Origin of the sequence: Frankia sp. R43, from assembly GCF_001306465.1 — a bacterium.
Taxonomy (GTDB): Bacteria; Actinomycetota; Actinomycetes; order Frankiales; family Frankiaceae; genus Parafrankia; species Parafrankia irregularis.
The window spans coordinates 311,948-327,524 of record NZ_LFCW01000001.1; the positions used below are offsets into that span (position 1 = coordinate 311,948).

A 15,577-nucleotide genomic window follows, 5' to 3' on the forward strand; every position below is an offset into this window, starting at 1 on the left:
TGATCGTCCAGGGCCTCCTCGACGGGCTCAACTCCGCGGCCCTCGCCGGCATCCTCGGCGAACCGGCGCCGTCCAGCTTTTTCGCCTGGTCTTCGCTCCGGCAGCGCGCGGAGGCCGCGATCATCGGCAATCCGTTCGGTACCGCCTGGAATCGCATGTTGCAGCGAGTCCCCGAGCTGAACAACCTGATTCCACCCAGGGGCATGATGATCAGTGACCTCGTCGGGATGGCGATCCGATCCCCGCGGCTGCGGAACACTCCGCTCTTCGATCAGGTGCCCGCCGTGGTCGCGCAGGCCCTCAACATCAACCTCGTGATCGTCCGCCCCACTCGCCCGCAGGACCGGAACAGCCCTCTCGCTCTTCTCGACCTGCCCTCACCCGCCGGCTTCGCACCCGGTCAACCCGTCTATCTCAGCTACAACGGGCAGAACCAGTACGACGCCCTGATCGCGAACACCGCGGCGCAGCCCGCCTCGGCGCCGAGGGACGGCTCGGCAGCGCCCGAGCGCGAGTCGTCAGCTCGCTGAGTCCGGCCGTCCCACACCCCTGCCGGGCCCCGGAAGGTGAACCGCACTCACCGAAGGAGGCGTGTTCCCGGCAGGAGCCGCGCCCGAGACACGGTCGAAGCAAGGCCGCGGCGAACATGGAGGTGGCACGGAGATGGCGATGTCCCAGGCGCCGGAGGCGGATGCGGCGGCCACCCCGGCGGGTGACACGCCGGCGGGCGGACTGGCAGCGGGCGATACGTCGGCGGGTGAAATGGCAGCGGGCGAAGTGGCGGCGTCCGTGGAGGTGACGGTCGCGGTGGACGCGACCGCGGTGGTCACCGCGTACGACCTGGAGATGACCCGGGCCTGGCACTGGGCGCTGCTGGACCTGGCGGGCCACCTCCCCGACGAGCTGCTCCACCAGGCCAGGGCGTGGCTCGCCGCCGGCCGCCGGTTGGAGGTCGCGCGGGCCGTCGCGTTCGCCGTGCTCTCCGGGCAGCTCGGCGTGGGTGGCGGGGAGGTTCCACTCATCCGCGAGGAGCTCGCGGCCACCGAGACCGACCCGGATCTGCTGCGGGCCCTGGACGCGCTGCCGCTCGGCGAACGCCAGCTCAGCGCCTGGGTGTTCCTCGCCAGCGACCCGGCACTGCCCGGCCCGCCGGTCTCGCTGCCCATCGACCTCACCATGACGGCGGGCAGCCGCGACGGGGCGGGCAGCGGAGCCGGGACGGCGCCCGGCGGCCGTGCGGCCGACGACATGACCGCGGCCGACGCCGCATTCGCCGTGGCCGACGGGGCCGACGGGGCTGATGCGGTCGACCGGGCGATCGTCGCGGCCGTCGCCGGAGAGCCGGATGTTCTCGGTGTCTGGCGGTCGTGGCGGCTGCCGGCCTGGGAGACGTCGTGGCCGCCGCCGCGGCGGGTCTTCGTCGTCACGCTCGAGCCGCTCTCGGATGCGGCAGTGGCCGTGACCGCACGGTTGCAGGAGGCTCTGGTCGCCGCCGGTGAGCCCGACCCGCGGGTCGAGGTGCATCCGGCCGGCGTCGACGCGCCTGCCTACCAGGTACTCGCCCGGGTCTGCGGTGCCCTGCTGTGGGCGCGCCGGTCCGCCGGCGAGGTGCGGGTGGCGCGGGTGTTCGACGACGTGGATCCGGAGGGCGGCCCGGCGTTCGCCGTCGACCGCCCGCGGGTCGACGATCTTGATCAACGCGACGACCTGCTGGCTTACCTGGACGCGGGGCTGCCCGTCATCGGCACGACCGCCCTCATGCCCGACCTGCTGGATCCGGCGCGCGGCGAGGTGGTTCCGATGACGATGCGCACCGACGGCCAGTGGATCTGGACCGACACGGTCAGCTACTACCTGGAGGAACACGGCCTCGCCCCGGATCCGGACCTGCTCCGGCACATCGAACGGTCCGGGCTGCCGCCCGAGCCGGTCGACGAGGTGGCGCAGCACCGCGTGCTCGCCCACCTCCTCCTGCAGGCGGTGCCCGTCGACGACGAGGCGTGGGCCGTCCCGCAGACCGCCGCCCCGGCGCGTCGGGTCCCGGGACGAGGACCGGCTGATCCGTCCTGAACCGTCATGACCTGCCGGGACGTGTTCTCGGTAGGAACCGTGCGCAACCGGTACCGCGACCGCTGACGGCGCGTTCGACCAGGCGCGTCGGACCGGCGCATCGGACAGGTCGCGTCTGACAGGTCGCGGCGACGACGAGACACGGAGGTGGCAATGTCCCTGGCGCCGGAGCGGTGGGACTGGTCCTCGGCGCCGACGCCCACCGCCGCCGACGACGACGCCGGGGCCGGGGCTGGGGCTGGAGCCGATGCCGGGATCGGCGCCGGGGGCGACGTTGATGCGTCCACCGAAGCGGCGACATCCTCGGTGGACGCGGCGGCCCGGGCCACCACGGCGGAGTCCACCGCGTACCACCGGGAGATGACCCGGGTCTGGCACTGGACGCTGCTCGGGCTGGCGGGCCACCTGCCCGACGATCTCCTGTTCCAGGCCCGGACGTGGCTCGCCGCCGGCCGGCGGCTGGACGTCGCGCGGGCGCTCGCCTTCGCGGCGGTCTCCGGGCACCTCGGTGTCTGTGCTGGAGAGATCCCGCTGATCCGCGAGGAGCTGGCCGCCGCCGAATCCGACCCGGATCTGCTGCGTGCGCTGGCCGCGCTGCCGCTCGGCGAACGCCAGCCCGGTGCCTGGGAGTTCCTCGCCACGGACCCCGCGCTGCCCGGCCCGCCGGTCGCCCTGGCCCTCGATCTCACCACCGCCGCCACCGCCACCACCGCGGCGCTCGATGTGGCTGACCAGGCGGCCGTCGCGGCGGCGGCGGGTGAGCCGGATGTTCTCGGTGTCTGGCGGTCGTGGCGGTTGCCGGCCTGGGGGATGTCGTGGCCGCCGCCGCGGCGGGTCTTCGTCGTCACGCTCGAGCCGCTCTCGGATGCGGCAGTGGCCGTGACCGCACGGTTGCAGGAGGCTCTGGTCGCCGCCGGTGAGCCCGACCCGCGGGTCGAGGTGCATCCGGCCGGCGTCGACGTGCCCGCCTACCAGGTGCTCGCCCGCCTGGGCGGTGCGCTGCTGTGGGCGCGGAAAGCAGCCGGCGAGATCCAGGTGGCGCGGGTGTTCGACGACGTCGACCCGGTGGGCGGCAGCCCGGTTCTCGCCGTCGACCATCCCCGGATCGACGACCCGCGGCGCCGCGAGGACCTGCTGACCTACCTCCACGCGGGACGACCGGTCATCGGCACGACCGCGCGCCTGCCCGATCTGCTGGATCCGGCGCGCGGCGAGGTGGTTCCGATGACGCTGCGCACCGACGGCCAGTGGATCTGGACCGACACGGTCAGCTACTACCTGGAGGAACACGGCCTCGCCCCGGATCCGGACCTGCTCCGGCACATCGAGCGGTCCGGGCTGCCGCCAGAGCCGGTCGACGAGGTGGCGCAGCACCGCGTGCTCGCCCACCTCCTCCTGCAGGCGGAGCGCGCCGAGGAGGAGGCGTGGGCCGTCTCGCGGACGCCCGGCCCTCCACGACCGGTCTCGGTATGACGCTGACCGCCCTGCGTCCGCGTTCCGTGCCCGACTCACCGCCCACGTCCGCCGAGCCGCCCGAATTCGCCGAGGCGCACGAATTCGCCGAGGCGTTCACGTCCGCCTGGCCGTCCACGTCACCGAGGGCCAGGCCCGGGCAGTCATCGCCGGCCCGACACCGGATCACGCCAGGACGACCGGCGGCGCGGGCGCGGCCCGGCGGGCGCGGCAGGCCGGACGTGTCCGCGCCGCTGCGCGGCACCGCCGTCTCCTGGGACGCGTCGGGACGTCCCACGGCCACCGGGGTGACGCCGGCGGCGCTCGCGCCGCACGGGACCCCGTTCCGGCGGCCGCCGGTCCGCCCGGAGCCGGTGGACGAAACGGTGCGTGAACTCCTCGATGGCAGCCTCGGCACACCGGCCGGGCGGTTCTTCGTCCCCGCCTGGACGAATCCCGGGCGGCTCCCGCTCGCTCCGCCGGGCCTGTTCGTCGTCCATCTCGGTGCCGAGCGGACCGGCTTTCTGGCGAACGGCCAGCCGGTGGCGCCCGAGACGCTGGCCCAGGTGATCGAGAACTGCCACGAGTGGGGCCACCGCCCCGTTCTGGTGGTCGCGCGGCCATGCCCGTCGGAGACCCTGCTGGCGGGTCTCGCCGAGGTACTGACGGCCCATCTGCGGGTCAGCGTCCACGCCGCCGACACCGGCCTCTGGCAACTGCCCGGCATGGTGTTCACGGGCGGCACCCTGCGGCGTTGGGGCGCCGTGGACCTGGACGACGGCACCCACGACGCCCCGACCGCCCCCGAACCGCTGCCGGCAGCCGAACCGCTGCGGGTAGCCGAAGCGGTGCAGGCGCCGGCGCTGACGGCTGAGCCGGCGTCCGCGGCCGGGCTGGAGCCGACAGCCGAGCCGGTGCGCGGGTCGGTGCCGGGGGCGACCGCCGGGGCGGAGCCGGCGCATGTGGTCGCGGCGGCGCTGGTACCCGTGCCGATGTCGGTGGGCGCACAGGCCGTCCAGCTGCCGGCGGCACTGCCCGCGGTCGTCCGCTGGACCGCACCGGCCCCCGCGGAATGGTCACCGACGGCCCGGCCTCAGACCCTCGCGGCCCGGCCGGCACCCGTCCGGGGAGGGCCGTCGGCCCCGCCGGTCGGGCCGCGGGCGGAATCGGTCGAACTCCTGCCGTGGGTCGCCGTGCGGCCCGGCGCGACGCCGGCGGACCGCGAACTGCTGCGCGCGCTCCTCGGCTGGCGGTACGAGGCACACGCGCGCGCGATCATGGGCATGCTCGCCCTGCAGCCGGGCCTGCGGTCGGTGTCCGACTCGGTCGACGTCCTGTCCGGCCTGGTCGCGCTGCGCGCCTACCTGTCGGCCGCGGTCACCGACGACGCGGCGCGGACCGGCGACGACTCACCCGTCATGACCGCGGGCCTCGTCGACTCCGTCCTGCGTGGCACGCCCGCGCCCGCGACCGCGGGCGGGGCCGGGGCCGGGGAGGCTGAGCGCGCCGGTGCGCTGCTGCTGGCCCGCTGCGCGGCCGCCGGTCTGAGCCGGCTGCCGGCCGCCGCCGGGCCGGTGTTCCGGCCCGCGCTGGCCGACCCGCGGCTGGCGACCGGCCTGCGCCGGGGCCAGATCCTGGCGGAGCCCGGGTTCCTCAGGGTCTCGACGACGCCGTGGACCGTCCCCGGTCAGACCGTGTGCTACGCGATCTGGTCCGCCACCGCTCGGCGCACGGACCGGCTGGGATCACCCGGGCAGCCGGCCGGCCCCGGCGGTCCTGGCAGCCCCGGGGGTTCTGGCGGCCCCAGCGGGTCTGGCGGATCTGGCGAATTCGGCAGCCCCGCCGACCATGCGCTGTTCACCGCCGGCACCCGGTTCGTCGTGCTCGACGTCCTGCCCGGCGGCGGAGCCGGGCACCCGTACGAAGGCACAGGCCCGGGGAACCCGGCGGGCACCGGGCCGGCAGGGCAGCCGCCGGGGGAGCCATCGCGCCCGGTCTGGGTTCTGCTGCGCGAGTGTTTCGGTGGCCGCGCCGACGACGCTCTCGACGAACGCGCCCGCGGTCGGCTGCGGGAACTCGTGGCCCGCCTCGCTCAGCTGCCCGCCCCGGGACCGCTCGCCGCGGCGTCTCCCGGCGCGGTCGAGCCCGGTCGCACGGCCGGCCCGCTCATCGGCCTCGGTGACGGCGACCGTCCCTACGCGCCCGAGGGCGGCGATGTGCCACCACACAGTCGGGACGTCCCGTCGCCGGGCGGGGAGAGAGCCGAGGAGCCACAATGACCGCGGGCGTGCTGTCCGTCTCCGCCACCGACGAGGACTGCCTGCGCGGGCTCGCGCGGGCGCTGCTCGCCGCCGGCCCCGGGGACACGGTGGCCATCCGGCCGGGGGTGTACCGGGAGGCGCTGGTGTTCACCCGCGACGTCGTCCTGGTCGCCGAGGAGGGCCTCGGCACGGTGACCGTCGAGGTGCCGCCCGGCTCGGCGTTGCTGTGCGCCGACGGCGAGGTCCGCCTGCACGGCATCCGGCTGCGCGGCGGCGACGAGTACCTGCCGCTGGTGCAGGTGGCGGGTGGTCACCTCACCCTGGAGAACTGCGACGTCGAGGCGTCCACGGCGGCACTGCTGCATGTGCGCGGTGGACAGGCGCGGGTGCACGCCAGCCGCCTGGCCAACGAGACCGGCGCCGGTGTCGTCGCCGAGGGCGGCCGCGCCGAGCTGACCCATGTCGAGATCATCGTCGGCGGCACCGGCGGCGATGGGGACGGCGGTGGCGATGACGCGGGCCGGGGCCGCGGTGTCACCCGGGCCGCGACCCAGGGCGGGGCCGCGACGCTGGGCGGGGGGCCGGCCCAGGGCGGGGGCGGGGGACGGGACGAGAGCGGCTCCCGGGGCGGCACCGGCGGCGCGGGCGTGGGCAACGCGGTCGTGCTCGTCGGCGGCACGGGCCACGTGCTGCGTTCCTGCTCGATCGCGGTGGCCGGCGGGATCGGCGTGCTCACCGCGGGCACCGCCGGTCCGCTGCTGGAGCGCTGCTGGATCGACGCGGGCAGCGGCGTCGGCATCCTCGCCCGCGAGGACTCCCGGGCACGCCTGACCGACACCCGGGTCGGCCGCGGCCTCGTCGGCCTCTACGCGGCGGACGATGCCCGGCCCACCCTCGAGCGCTGCGAGTTCCGCGGCACGGCGGGGCACGCGCTGATGACCCTGGACCAGGCTGCCCCGATGCTCGTCGACTGCCTGGTCGAGACGCCGGAGGGCCACGGCCTGCACGCCACCGGCCGCTCCGCGCCGGAACTGCACGGCTGCATGGTGCGCGGCGGCGGGGCGGCCGGGCTCGTCGCCACCGAGGCGGCACGCCCCCAGCTGACCGGCGGGGAGATCGCGTCCTGCGGGGACGCCGGCGCGCTGCTGATCGCCCGCTCGGCGGCGCTGTTCGACGGCACCGCCGTGTACGGCAGCCCGGCGGGGCTGGTGATCGAGGACGCGGCCGCGCCCCGGCTGCGCGGCCTGGACATCACCGACGTCGACCACGGGGTGCGGGCTGTCGGCGGCGCCGGGCAGCTGGAGGAGTCCCAGGTCGTCGGCGCCCGACGGGCCGGCGTCGAGCTGTCCGGCGACACCCGGCTGGAGGTGAGCAACCTGCGGGTCGTCGGCTGCCGGGTCGGCGTCGAGATCCGCGAGCGGGCCACCCCGAGCCTGGCGGCGGTGGACGTCGACGGCGCGCGCACCGTCGGGATCGTCGTCCGTGACGCGGCGCACCCGCGGATGGCCGGTGCCCGGGTCCACGACACCCGCGGCCCGGGTCTCGTCCTCGCGCCCGGCAGCAGCGCCACGATCACCGACGTCGACCTGGCCGCGAACGAGGGACCCGGCCTGCTGGTCGAGACGGACGGTGAGGTGTCCGTCGTCGGCGGGCTGTCGCGCGGCAACGGCGGGGACGGCGTCGAGGTCGTCGCCCGGACGTCCAACCTGCGACTGAGCGGAGTCGACACCGGTCACAACAACCGTCCCGTGCTGCCCACACCGGCTCCCGCGCCCACGTCCGCGCCCGCCCGCACCCCGGTCCCCCCGCCGACTGCCGGCGCGGCGAACGGCGCGGCCGACGCATACGCTCCGGGCCCCTCCGACCATGCCGTGCGCGACGACGACCCGCCGCGCGGTCCCGTCTTCCCGTCCGGCCCGTCCGCCCCCGTCACTTCCAGCGGCGGTGGCACCGGCACCGGCACCGGCGGAGGCGCTGGCCCCGGCGGCATCAGCGGCGCCGGTGGTGGCGCTGACGGCGGCGCCGATCGCGGAGATCGCGCCGGCGGCACCGGCGCAGGCGCTGGCACCGGCGGAGGCGCTGGCACCGGCGGAGGCGCTGGCACCGGCGGAGGCGGTGGCACCGGCGGAGGCGGTGGCACCGGCGGAGGCGGTGGCACCGGCGGAGGCGGTGGCACCGGCGGAGGCGGTGGCACCGGCGGTCGAGGCGATGGAAGCCGCAGCGGTGGCAGCGGCGGCCCGGCGGCCACCGGCGACCAGTCGGAGCAGGTCGCGGCGCTGCTGGCGGAGCTGGACGCGCTGGTCGGCCTGGAGGGTGTCAAACGCGAGGTCGCGACCCTGGTCGGGCTGCACCAGATCGCGCGGCGCCGGCGGGAGGCACGGCTGCACGCGCCCCCGCCGATGTCGCGCCACGTGGTCTTCGCCGGCCCGCCCGGGACCGGCAAGACCACCGTCGCGCGTCTGTTCGGGAAGATCCTCGCCGCGCTCGGCGTCCTGGAGACCGGCCAGCTCGTCGAGGTCGCACGCGCCGACCTCGTCGCCGAGCATGTCGGTGGCACCGCCGTGCGGACCACCGCGAAGTTCGAGGAGGCCATCGGCGGCATCCTGTTCATCGACGAGGCGTACACCCTCGCCCCGTCCGACGGCGGTCACCAGGACTTCGGCCGGGAGGCCGTCGACACGCTCGTGAAGCTCATGGAGGACCGGCGAGACGAGCTCGTCGTCATCGTCGCCGGGTACTCCCCGCAGATGCGCTCCTTCCTCGCCGCGAACCCGGGTCTGGAGTCCCGCTTCTCCCGCACCATCGAGTTCGACAGCTACAGCAGCGCCGAGCTCGTCACCATCGTCGAACGCCTGTGCCGCGACCATCACTACGCCCTCGAGTACGAGACCAGGGAGGCGCTGCGCCGCCACTTCGACAAGGTGCCGCGCACCGAGACGTTCGGCAACGCCCGCGCCGCCCGCCAGCTGTTCGAGACGATGCTCGGCCGGCAGGCCTACCGGCTCGCCCGCACCCCCGACGCCCCCGACCTCGAACTGGCCCGCCTGCTGCCCGAGGATCTCGGTGACACCGTCGGCCCGCAGGCCGAGGACGCCGCGGCGGAGCGCAACCGCGTCGTCGAGGGCCTGCTGCGCCGCCTGAACGCGATGACCGGACTCGCCGAGGTCAAGCGCGAGGTCTCCGACCTGGTGGACCTGGTCGCCTCCGCGCAGGCCCGCGCCGACGCCGGTCTGCCCGCCCCCGCCGTCTCCCGCCACCTGATCTTCGCCGGGCCGCCCGGAACGGGCAAGACCACCGTCGCCCGGCTCTACGGCGAGCTGCTCGCGGCCATGGGCGTCCTGCGGACCGGTCAGCTCGTCGAGGTCTCCCGCGGCGACCTCGTCGGCCGGTACGTCGGGCACACGGCGGCGAAGACCGCGGAGGTCTTCGACTCCGCCCGCGGCGGCGTGCTGTTCATCGACGAGGCCTACGCCCTGGCCACCGGCGGCGACGGCGCCGACTTCGGCCGGGAGGCCATCGACACCCTGGTGAAGCTCATGGAGGACCACCGCGACGACATCGTCGTCATCGCCGCCGGATACACCGCCGACATGGACCGGTTCCTCGCCGGCAACGCCGGCCTCGCGTCCCGGTTCAGCCATCGCATCCGCTTCGCCTCCTACTCCGCCGACGAACTGGTGGCGATCTTCGAAAGCCTCGCCCAGGCGAGCGGTTACGAGCCGCACGGCGGCACCCTGCAGGCCCTGCGCGAGCACTTCGACGGTCTGCGCCGCGACGAGGCGTTCGGCAACGGCCGCTACGCCCGCCAGATGCTCGACCGGGTCATCACCCGCCAGGCCAGCCGCCTGCGCCGGATGCCGGCGCCCACCGTCGACGACCTGCAGCAGCTGCTGCCCGGCGATGTCGCCGCGGCCCTGCTGCGCTGATCGCCGGGCCCGACCGGGCAGGACCGGGGCCGGGCAGGGCCGGGGCCGGGCAGGGCCGGGGCCGGGCAGGGGCCGGCCGGGCCGGAACCGGCCCCGGCCGGGGCGGGTCGACCGGCGTCAGGATGTCGGCGTACCGCGCCGTCCGCCGCAGGTCCGGCGGGAGTGGTGCCCGGTGGAGGCGGGCCGGACCGCGACGCGGGCGGAGGGGCGGGCGGAGGTGGGCCGGGCCGCGGTGTGGCCGGGGCCCAGGCCGAGCTGGTCCGCGACCTGGCGCAGGGCACGCCGACCGTAGTGGACGCGGCTCTTCACCGTCCCCACCGGCACTCCGAGCCGTGCCGCCGCCTCCTCCGACGTCCGCCCGTGCAGGTAGACCTCGACGAGGGCGGACCGGTGGACGGGCCAGACCTGCCGCAGGGCCTCCTCGACGACCACGGACAGGACCACGGCCTCGCAGGTGTCCCAGGGCATGGCGATGTCGGCGTGGTCGGCGGTGAGCTCAAGCTCGGTGGGACGGGCCTGCCGGGCCCGGTGGCCGTCCACGGCCAGGTTGTGCGCCACCCGGCGCAGCCAGCCGTGTACCGAGCCCGGCTGGGTCGTCAGCCGCTCCAGATGATGCCAGGCGCGCAGGAACGTCTCCTGGACGACGTCCTCCGCCCGCCCGCGGTCCCCGCCGGTGAGGCGTGTCGCGTAGGAGAGCAGCGGCCCGCGATGGGTCCGCACGAGTTCCTCGAAGACCTGCTCCCGGGGCAGAGCCGCAGGCGCGGTGATGTCAGGTTCGCTGTCGGAAAGCATGCGGTAAACGTCGCGGAGAAGCGGCATGCCCCGACAGGGAGCGGACCCTCCACCCGGTGACGCCCACCCCCGCTCCGGGTAGGGCTGTCCCTACCCGCCGACCACCGCCGACCCTGGGCACAGCCAGTCGAAGAGTGAGGATTCTGGTCCGCCCAGAGGCTGTCTCAGATCAGCACCGATCGAGATCGTTGGTCGGTGGGCGGGAGGTTCGCGCTCCACGAACGCGGCCGGACCTCCGAGCGCCCGATAGCCCTGTTTGGCGAGTCGCAAGAGTGAACGATTTTAGTCCCAACGACCAAAATCCTTACTTCTTGCGGGTTGCCAGGTGAACCTGCGCCCCTTTTGCCGCTCTTGAGGTGAACTGCCTGTGCCGCGCGGCGGTAACAACCGAAATCGTCAAATCCTGCTCGGCAGCAACGACAACCCGAAGCTCGTACGACTTGCGGTCGGCGGCAGGGCCCGAGCCTGCGGAACGCCGGCACCCGGGGTTTCCAGCACTGATGCCGGCGCGGAGGACGCGGTGTCGCGGTGGGTGTAGCCATAGACCGCGCCGGCGACGACCGCGAGGAGCAGGCCGACAACCGCGAGCACGAGACGGCGCCCGAGCGGTTGTGCCGCCGCGGGCATGCCGCTGTTCCCGCCGGCTGCCGGTCCAGCACCGGCGGCTGCATCCCCCGAATCTCCTGGCTCCCCCGAATCTCCCGGCTCCGCTGGATCCCCCGGATCCGGTGATGCTTCGCCCTTCCCCGAATCTCCCGCGTTGCCGGGTACGGCGGCCGGCACACCGGCCTGCCCGGCAGCCGCGGGCCTGCTCGCCGCGGGCCTGCTCGCCGCAGGTTTGCTCGCCGCAGGTTTGCTGGCCGCGGCCCCTCCGAGCGCGGGTTCGGCGACCGCGGGCGCCGGGCCGGAGGCCTGCGCTCCCGCCGTCACCGATGGCCTCGGGTTCTCCCCGGACGGCGACGACGGCGAGGAGCCGGGCCCAGCCGGTGCCGGGGCTTCGTGCCCGTCCGTGGGGCGTGCGGGCCCGGGGGCGTCCGTGGGCGGAGACGACACGGCGGTGGTGCGGACGGGGACGGAGATCGTCGGCCGGGGCGTCATCCCCGGCACAGGCGCAGGCCCGGCGGCGAGCAGCGCAGCGCCGAGAGCCACGGTACGCTGCGGGTGGGTGTCGACGATCACGGGACGGCCCAGGCTCTCCTCAACCATCCGCGCCACCAGGGGGATGCGCGAGGAGCCGCCGGAGAGCAGGACCGCGGTCAGGTCCGCAGGCTCGACGTCCGCGGACCGCAGGGCCCGGTGCAGGGCCTCGACGGTCGAGCTCAGGGCCGGGCGGATCAGTTCCTCGAACTGCGCCCGGGTGATCTCGACGTCCCGCCGGACGGTGCGCAGGAACACGGGTATGACCGCCTCCGCGTCGAAGGAGAGCGCCTCCTTCGCGAGGATGCAGTCGGACCGCAGCCGGGCGAGCGCGGCAGCGTCCTCCCGCGCGACGGGGTCGGCGGCGGTCGGCGCGGAGCCGCCGAGCGTGCCGGAGGCGGCGAGCGTGCCGGAGGCGGCGAGGTCGCCGAGGGGTCCGGCCACGGGCCCCAGCGCGGACACGGCCCCGTCGAGGGCCCGGTCCACGTACTGGAACACCGCCTCGTCGAAGTCCGCGCCGCCCAGCCACTCGACGCCTTCGGGGGTGCCGAGGACGCGGGCCCTGCCGTCCTCGTAGTGCAGGACGGCGGAGTCGAAGGTGCCGCCGCCGAGGTCGTAGACGGCGATGACGCTGCCGTCGGCCAGCTGCTGGCGCCCGGCCCCGGCCGGCCCCGCGGGGTGCCCGGCACCCGCCGTACCCGCGAGCCCACCTGCCGCCGTGCCGCCCGCACCCGCACCCGCACCCACGCCCGCGAGCGCATCCGCCGCCGCGGCGACGTTGTCCTCCCCCAGCGCGTAGTAGATGGCCACGGCCTCGGGCTCGGTCACCATCCGAACAGCGTCCAGACCGGCCAGCCGGGGCACCTCGTCGAACTGTTCGAGCCGGTACTGCCCCCACACCGCCGGCCGGCTCAGGACGATCCGCGCCGGTGGGTGGCCGATCCGCGCGGTCGCGGCCGCGACGGTGTCGGCCAGCACGGCGGCCAGGAGCCGGACCGGTGAGAACGGCGCGCCACCGAGGAGCAGCGGAGTGGGGTCACCGAGCCGGCGTTTGAACTCCCACGCCGCCCGGCCCGGGTCTCGGCGCGCCTGCCGGTCGGCGGCGTCGCCGGTGAGCAGGCTCGAATCGGATGCCGCGAACGCGACGGACGGAGTGAGCAGGTCGCGACCACCGAGGCCGACCATCTCGATCCGCCCGGGACGCCCGATGGCCGCAGCCGTGGAGGTCGTCCCGAGGTCGACGCCGAGACCGTAATCCACCGTGGCCGCTCCCGGGGCTTAACCGCACGATTCCGTGCCGAATGATAGCGGCGCCCGGTGTCGCCGGTAGGTTCATCTCACCCGGCGTCCTGGGAGACGAGCGCGACGGCCTCGACGATCCCGGTGGTCTCGGTCGTCTCTCCTGGGCGGGTGCGCCCGGTCTCGAGGTGGTGGCCGAGCTCCTCGATCGTCCGGGTGGCGATGAGCCCGTGCCCGCGGGCGGACATGTGCATCCTGTCGGAGCTGTAGGCGTCGCGGTCACCGGCGGCGGGATGTGCCCACAGCTCGACCCAGATCGTCCCGTACCCGCGGGCGATCTGGTGCGTCGCGTCGTTGAGCTGCTCCAGCCGCGGCCGGATTCCGGCCAGCTCCGGCAGCCCGGCGGTGATGTCCATCAGGCTGTAGAGGAAGATCGTCGCGCCGGCCCCGGCCAGCGCGCCGACCATCGCGTCGAGGTTCTCGCGGTAGACGTCGGGGTCGAAGGCCGGCGCCAGGATGTCGTTGCCGCCGCAGACGACGGTGACCAGGTCGGGCCCGAAGTCCAGCACCTTTCCCAGCTGGGTCTCGCGGACCTCGGTGGACAGCTGGCCGCGGCGGCCGGTGTTGAGGTAGGCCAGCCCGGGCCGGACGCGCCGGAGCGCGGCGGCGATCCGGTCCGCCCAGCAGGTCGGGTCGTAGCCGTCCAGCGGCTCGAGGATGCCCTCGGCCATCGAGTCGCCGAGGGCGGCGTACCGGTTCCAGGTCGCGGCCCTGAGCAGGATGTCCGTCTGCTCCGGGGTGGCGATGTACCTGTCCTGCCGTTCGGCGGTCGGCAGCACATGGTGACCGGGCGCGTGGTGACCGGGCGCGTCGTCACCAGACACGTGGTCACCAGACACGTGACCACCAGGCACATGGTCACCAGCCACCTGCGCATCCGCCTCGCCGAGGTCGTCGCTCATTGCTGCCTCACGTTCCCGTCTGCGTCGAGAAGGTCTTCGGCCGGAGATCCCCGCGGCGCACCACAGGGACGCCGCGCACCGTGTCGAGCACGGCGACGGCGAAGCGTGAGCCCGCCGCGGCCATCAGCATAGCGATCGATCGTTCGCTATTGAAGTGCGAACGTTCGGTCGCTAAATTGCCGCCATGAGCTCCCGAGCCCCTGCTCCCCCATCCGCACGGACGCCGCTCCTGCTCGCCTGCGGCGGCTCGTTCCTCGCCTTCCTCGACGCGATGATCACCAACCTCGCGGTGCCGGACCTGGCGCACGACTTCGAGGTCGGCGTGACGTCCGTGTCCTGGGTGGTCACGATCTACGCGATCCCCCTCGCGGCGCTGCTCGCACCCGCCGGGCGGCTGGCCGACGTGCTGGGCCGCCGGCGGCTGTTCCTCATCGGCGCAGCCGTGTTCACGGCCGCGTCGCTGCTCGTCGCCGTCGCCCCGGTGTTCGCGGCCCTGCTGGTCGGCCGCGCGGCCCAGGGAGTCGGCGCGGCACTGCTGATCCCCGCGTCGTTCGCGATCGTGCTCGCCGACACCGCGCCCGAACGCCGGGCGGCGGCCATCGCGCTGTGGAGCGCCTCGGCCAGTCTCGCGGCGGTCCTCGGGCCGGTGGTCGGCGGAGTTCTCGTCGACGCCGTCGGCTGGCGGGTGCTGTTCTGCGTGAACGTGCCACTCGGAATCTGGCTGCTCGCCCGCGCCCGGCAGCTGCCGACCGCCACCCCCACCCCAACTCCAACTCCAGCGCACACCCAGACAGCCGCCACCCAGCGCGGACGTTTCCCGGACGCCACGGCGACAGCACTGCTCACCGGTGGGATCGCGGCCCTCGTCCTCGGGCTGACGGAAGCCGAACGGTGGGGCTGGGCGGACCCGGCGACGCTCGCCTGCCTGATCGGCGGCGGCGCCGCGACACTGGTGGCCATCGGCCGGTCCGCGGGCCATCCCAGCCCGGCGATCGAGGTCGGCCTCTGGCGCAACCGCACCTACGCGGCCGCGAACGCGGTCTCCGCCCTGTTCGGCGCGTTCCTCTTCGCGTCGCTGCTGCTGGGCGTGCTGTTCCTGGTGAGCGTCTGGGACTACTCGGCGCTGCGCGCCGGGCTCGCGATGACGCCGGGAGCGGTGTTCTCCGCGCTGGTCGGGATCACGATCAGCCGATCGAAGCGGCAGGCGTCACCGCGGGTGCTCGTCGTCGCCGGCGCGCTCACGCTGGCGGCGACGGCCGGCGCGCTCGCGCTGTGGCTCCCGGCCGAGCCGAGCTTCCTCACCGCGTGGCTGCCCGGCGGGTTCGGCCTGGGCCTCGGGATCGGCGCCATCTCCGTCGGCTCGTCGAGCGCGGCGGCGCTGTCCGTCGACCCGACCCGCTTCGCCGCCGCCGTCGGCCTGAACATCGCCGCCCGCCAGATCGGCGGCGCCCTCGGCATCGCGGCACTGGCGATGCTCCTCGAGAGCCGCGCCGGGAGCGATCCCCTCACGCCCTACGAGCACATCTACTGGCTGATGGCCGCGCTGTCCTTCGCCGCGGCGGGTGCCGGCCTCCTGCTGCGCCCGAACCGCCCGGAAACCACAACCGTGCCCACACCGCCGCCAGCATCGCCGTCGCCGTCGCCGTCGGTGGAGGCTGCGGAGGCTGCGTCGGCGTCGATGCCGACACCGCCGCCGGTCCAGAACCTGGCCGACACGCGGCCATGACGCCGTGCGCAC

The 15,577-nt window shown here is 75.0% G+C and carries 9 protein-coding genes; 5 read left to right on the plus strand and 4 right to left on the minus strand.

Annotated elements, in window-relative coordinates; genetic code table 11:
* The first annotated feature begins 669 nt into the window (after positions 1–669).
* From ACG83_RS01030 to ACG83_RS01045, 4 genes are all read left to right on the plus strand, one after another.
* Positions 670–2,070, plus strand: coding sequence for a hypothetical protein (locus tag ACG83_RS01030; RefSeq protein WP_152991222.1), 1,401 nt, complete (start codon positions 670–672; stop codon positions 2,068–2,070).
* A gap of 153 nt (positions 2,071–2,223) precedes the next feature.
* Complete coding sequence (locus tag ACG83_RS01035; protein ID WP_054564280.1) at positions 2,224–3,543, plus strand: hypothetical protein; 1,320 nt, start codon at positions 2,224–2,226, stop codon at positions 3,541–3,543.
* Positions 3,495–5,801 carry a hypothetical protein gene (locus tag ACG83_RS01040; RefSeq protein ID WP_054564281.1) on the plus strand — a complete coding sequence of 769 codons (2,307 nt, stop codon included), beginning with the start codon at positions 3,495–3,497 and terminating at the stop codon, positions 5,799–5,801. Before ACG83_RS01035 ends, ACG83_RS01040 begins: the two co-directional genes overlap by 49 nt.
* A complete protein-coding gene (locus ACG83_RS01045) occupies positions 5,798–9,709 on the plus strand; it encodes an AAA family ATPase (RefSeq protein WP_054564282.1) in 3,912 nt (1,303 codons plus the stop codon). The genes ACG83_RS01040 and ACG83_RS01045 overlap by 4 nt, the downstream gene beginning before the upstream one ends.
* A gap of 117 nt (positions 9,710–9,826) precedes the next feature.
* Here ACG83_RS01045 and ACG83_RS01050 read toward each other — a convergent pair whose 3' ends face one another.
* The 4 genes from ACG83_RS01050 to ACG83_RS47545 form a co-directional block, all read right to left on the minus strand.
* A complete protein-coding gene (locus tag ACG83_RS01050; protein ID WP_054565324.1) occupies positions 9,827–10,501 on the minus strand; it encodes a sigma-70 family RNA polymerase sigma factor in 675 nt (224 codons plus the stop codon).
* 396 nt (positions 10,502–10,897) lie between these two features.
* Positions 10,898–12,898, minus strand: a complete 2,001-nt coding sequence (locus tag ACG83_RS01055) for an Hsp70 family protein (RefSeq protein ID WP_054564283.1) — start codon at positions 12,896–12,898, stop codon at positions 10,898–10,900.
* A 77-nt stretch (positions 12,899–12,975) separates the two neighbouring features.
* Positions 12,976–13,839 carry an SGNH/GDSL hydrolase family protein gene (locus ACG83_RS01060; RefSeq protein ID WP_054564284.1) on the minus strand — a complete coding sequence of 288 codons (864 nt, stop codon included), beginning with the start codon at positions 13,837–13,839 and terminating at the stop codon, positions 12,976–12,978.
* Between the two features lie 7 nt (positions 13,840–13,846).
* On the minus strand, positions 13,847–13,969 hold the full coding sequence (locus ACG83_RS47545) for a hypothetical protein (protein WP_255354675.1): 123 nt from the start codon (positions 13,967–13,969) through the stop codon (positions 13,847–13,849).
* A gap of 54 nt (positions 13,970–14,023) precedes the next feature.
* Here ACG83_RS47545 and ACG83_RS01065 point away from each other — a divergent pair, with 54 nt between their 5' ends.
* Positions 14,024–15,565, plus strand: a complete 1,542-nt coding sequence (locus ACG83_RS01065; protein WP_054564285.1) for an MFS transporter — start codon at positions 14,024–14,026, stop codon at positions 15,563–15,565.
* Positions 15,566–15,577 lie beyond the last annotated feature (12 nt).

Bases quoted from the DNA above. Each gene is read 5' to 3' on its own strand.
- ACG83_RS01030 (WP_152991222.1), top strand. From the start codon at position 670: ATGTCCCAGGCGCCGGAGGCGGATGCGGCGGCCACCCCGGCGGGTGAC.
- ACG83_RS01035 (WP_054564280.1), top strand. From the start codon at position 2,224: ATGTCCCTGGCGCCGGAGCGGTGGGACTGGTCCTCGGCGCCGACGCCC.
- ACG83_RS01045 (WP_054564282.1), top strand. From the start codon at position 5,798: ATGACCGCGGGCGTGCTGTCCGTCTCCGCCACCGACGAGGACTGCCTG.
- ACG83_RS01050 (WP_054565324.1), bottom strand. From the start codon at position 10,501: ATGCTTTCCGACAGCGAACCTGACATCACCGCGCCTGCGGCTCTGCCC.
- ACG83_RS01060 (WP_054564284.1), bottom strand. From the start codon at position 13,839: ATGAGCGACGACCTCGGCGAGGCGGATGCGCAGGTGGCTGGTGACCAT.
- ACG83_RS47545 (WP_255354675.1), bottom strand. From the start codon at position 13,969: ATGCTGATGGCCGCGGCGGGCTCACGCTTCGCCGTCGCCGTGCTCGAC.
- ACG83_RS01065 (WP_054564285.1), top strand. From the start codon at position 14,024: ATGAGCTCCCGAGCCCCTGCTCCCCCATCCGCACGGACGCCGCTCCTG.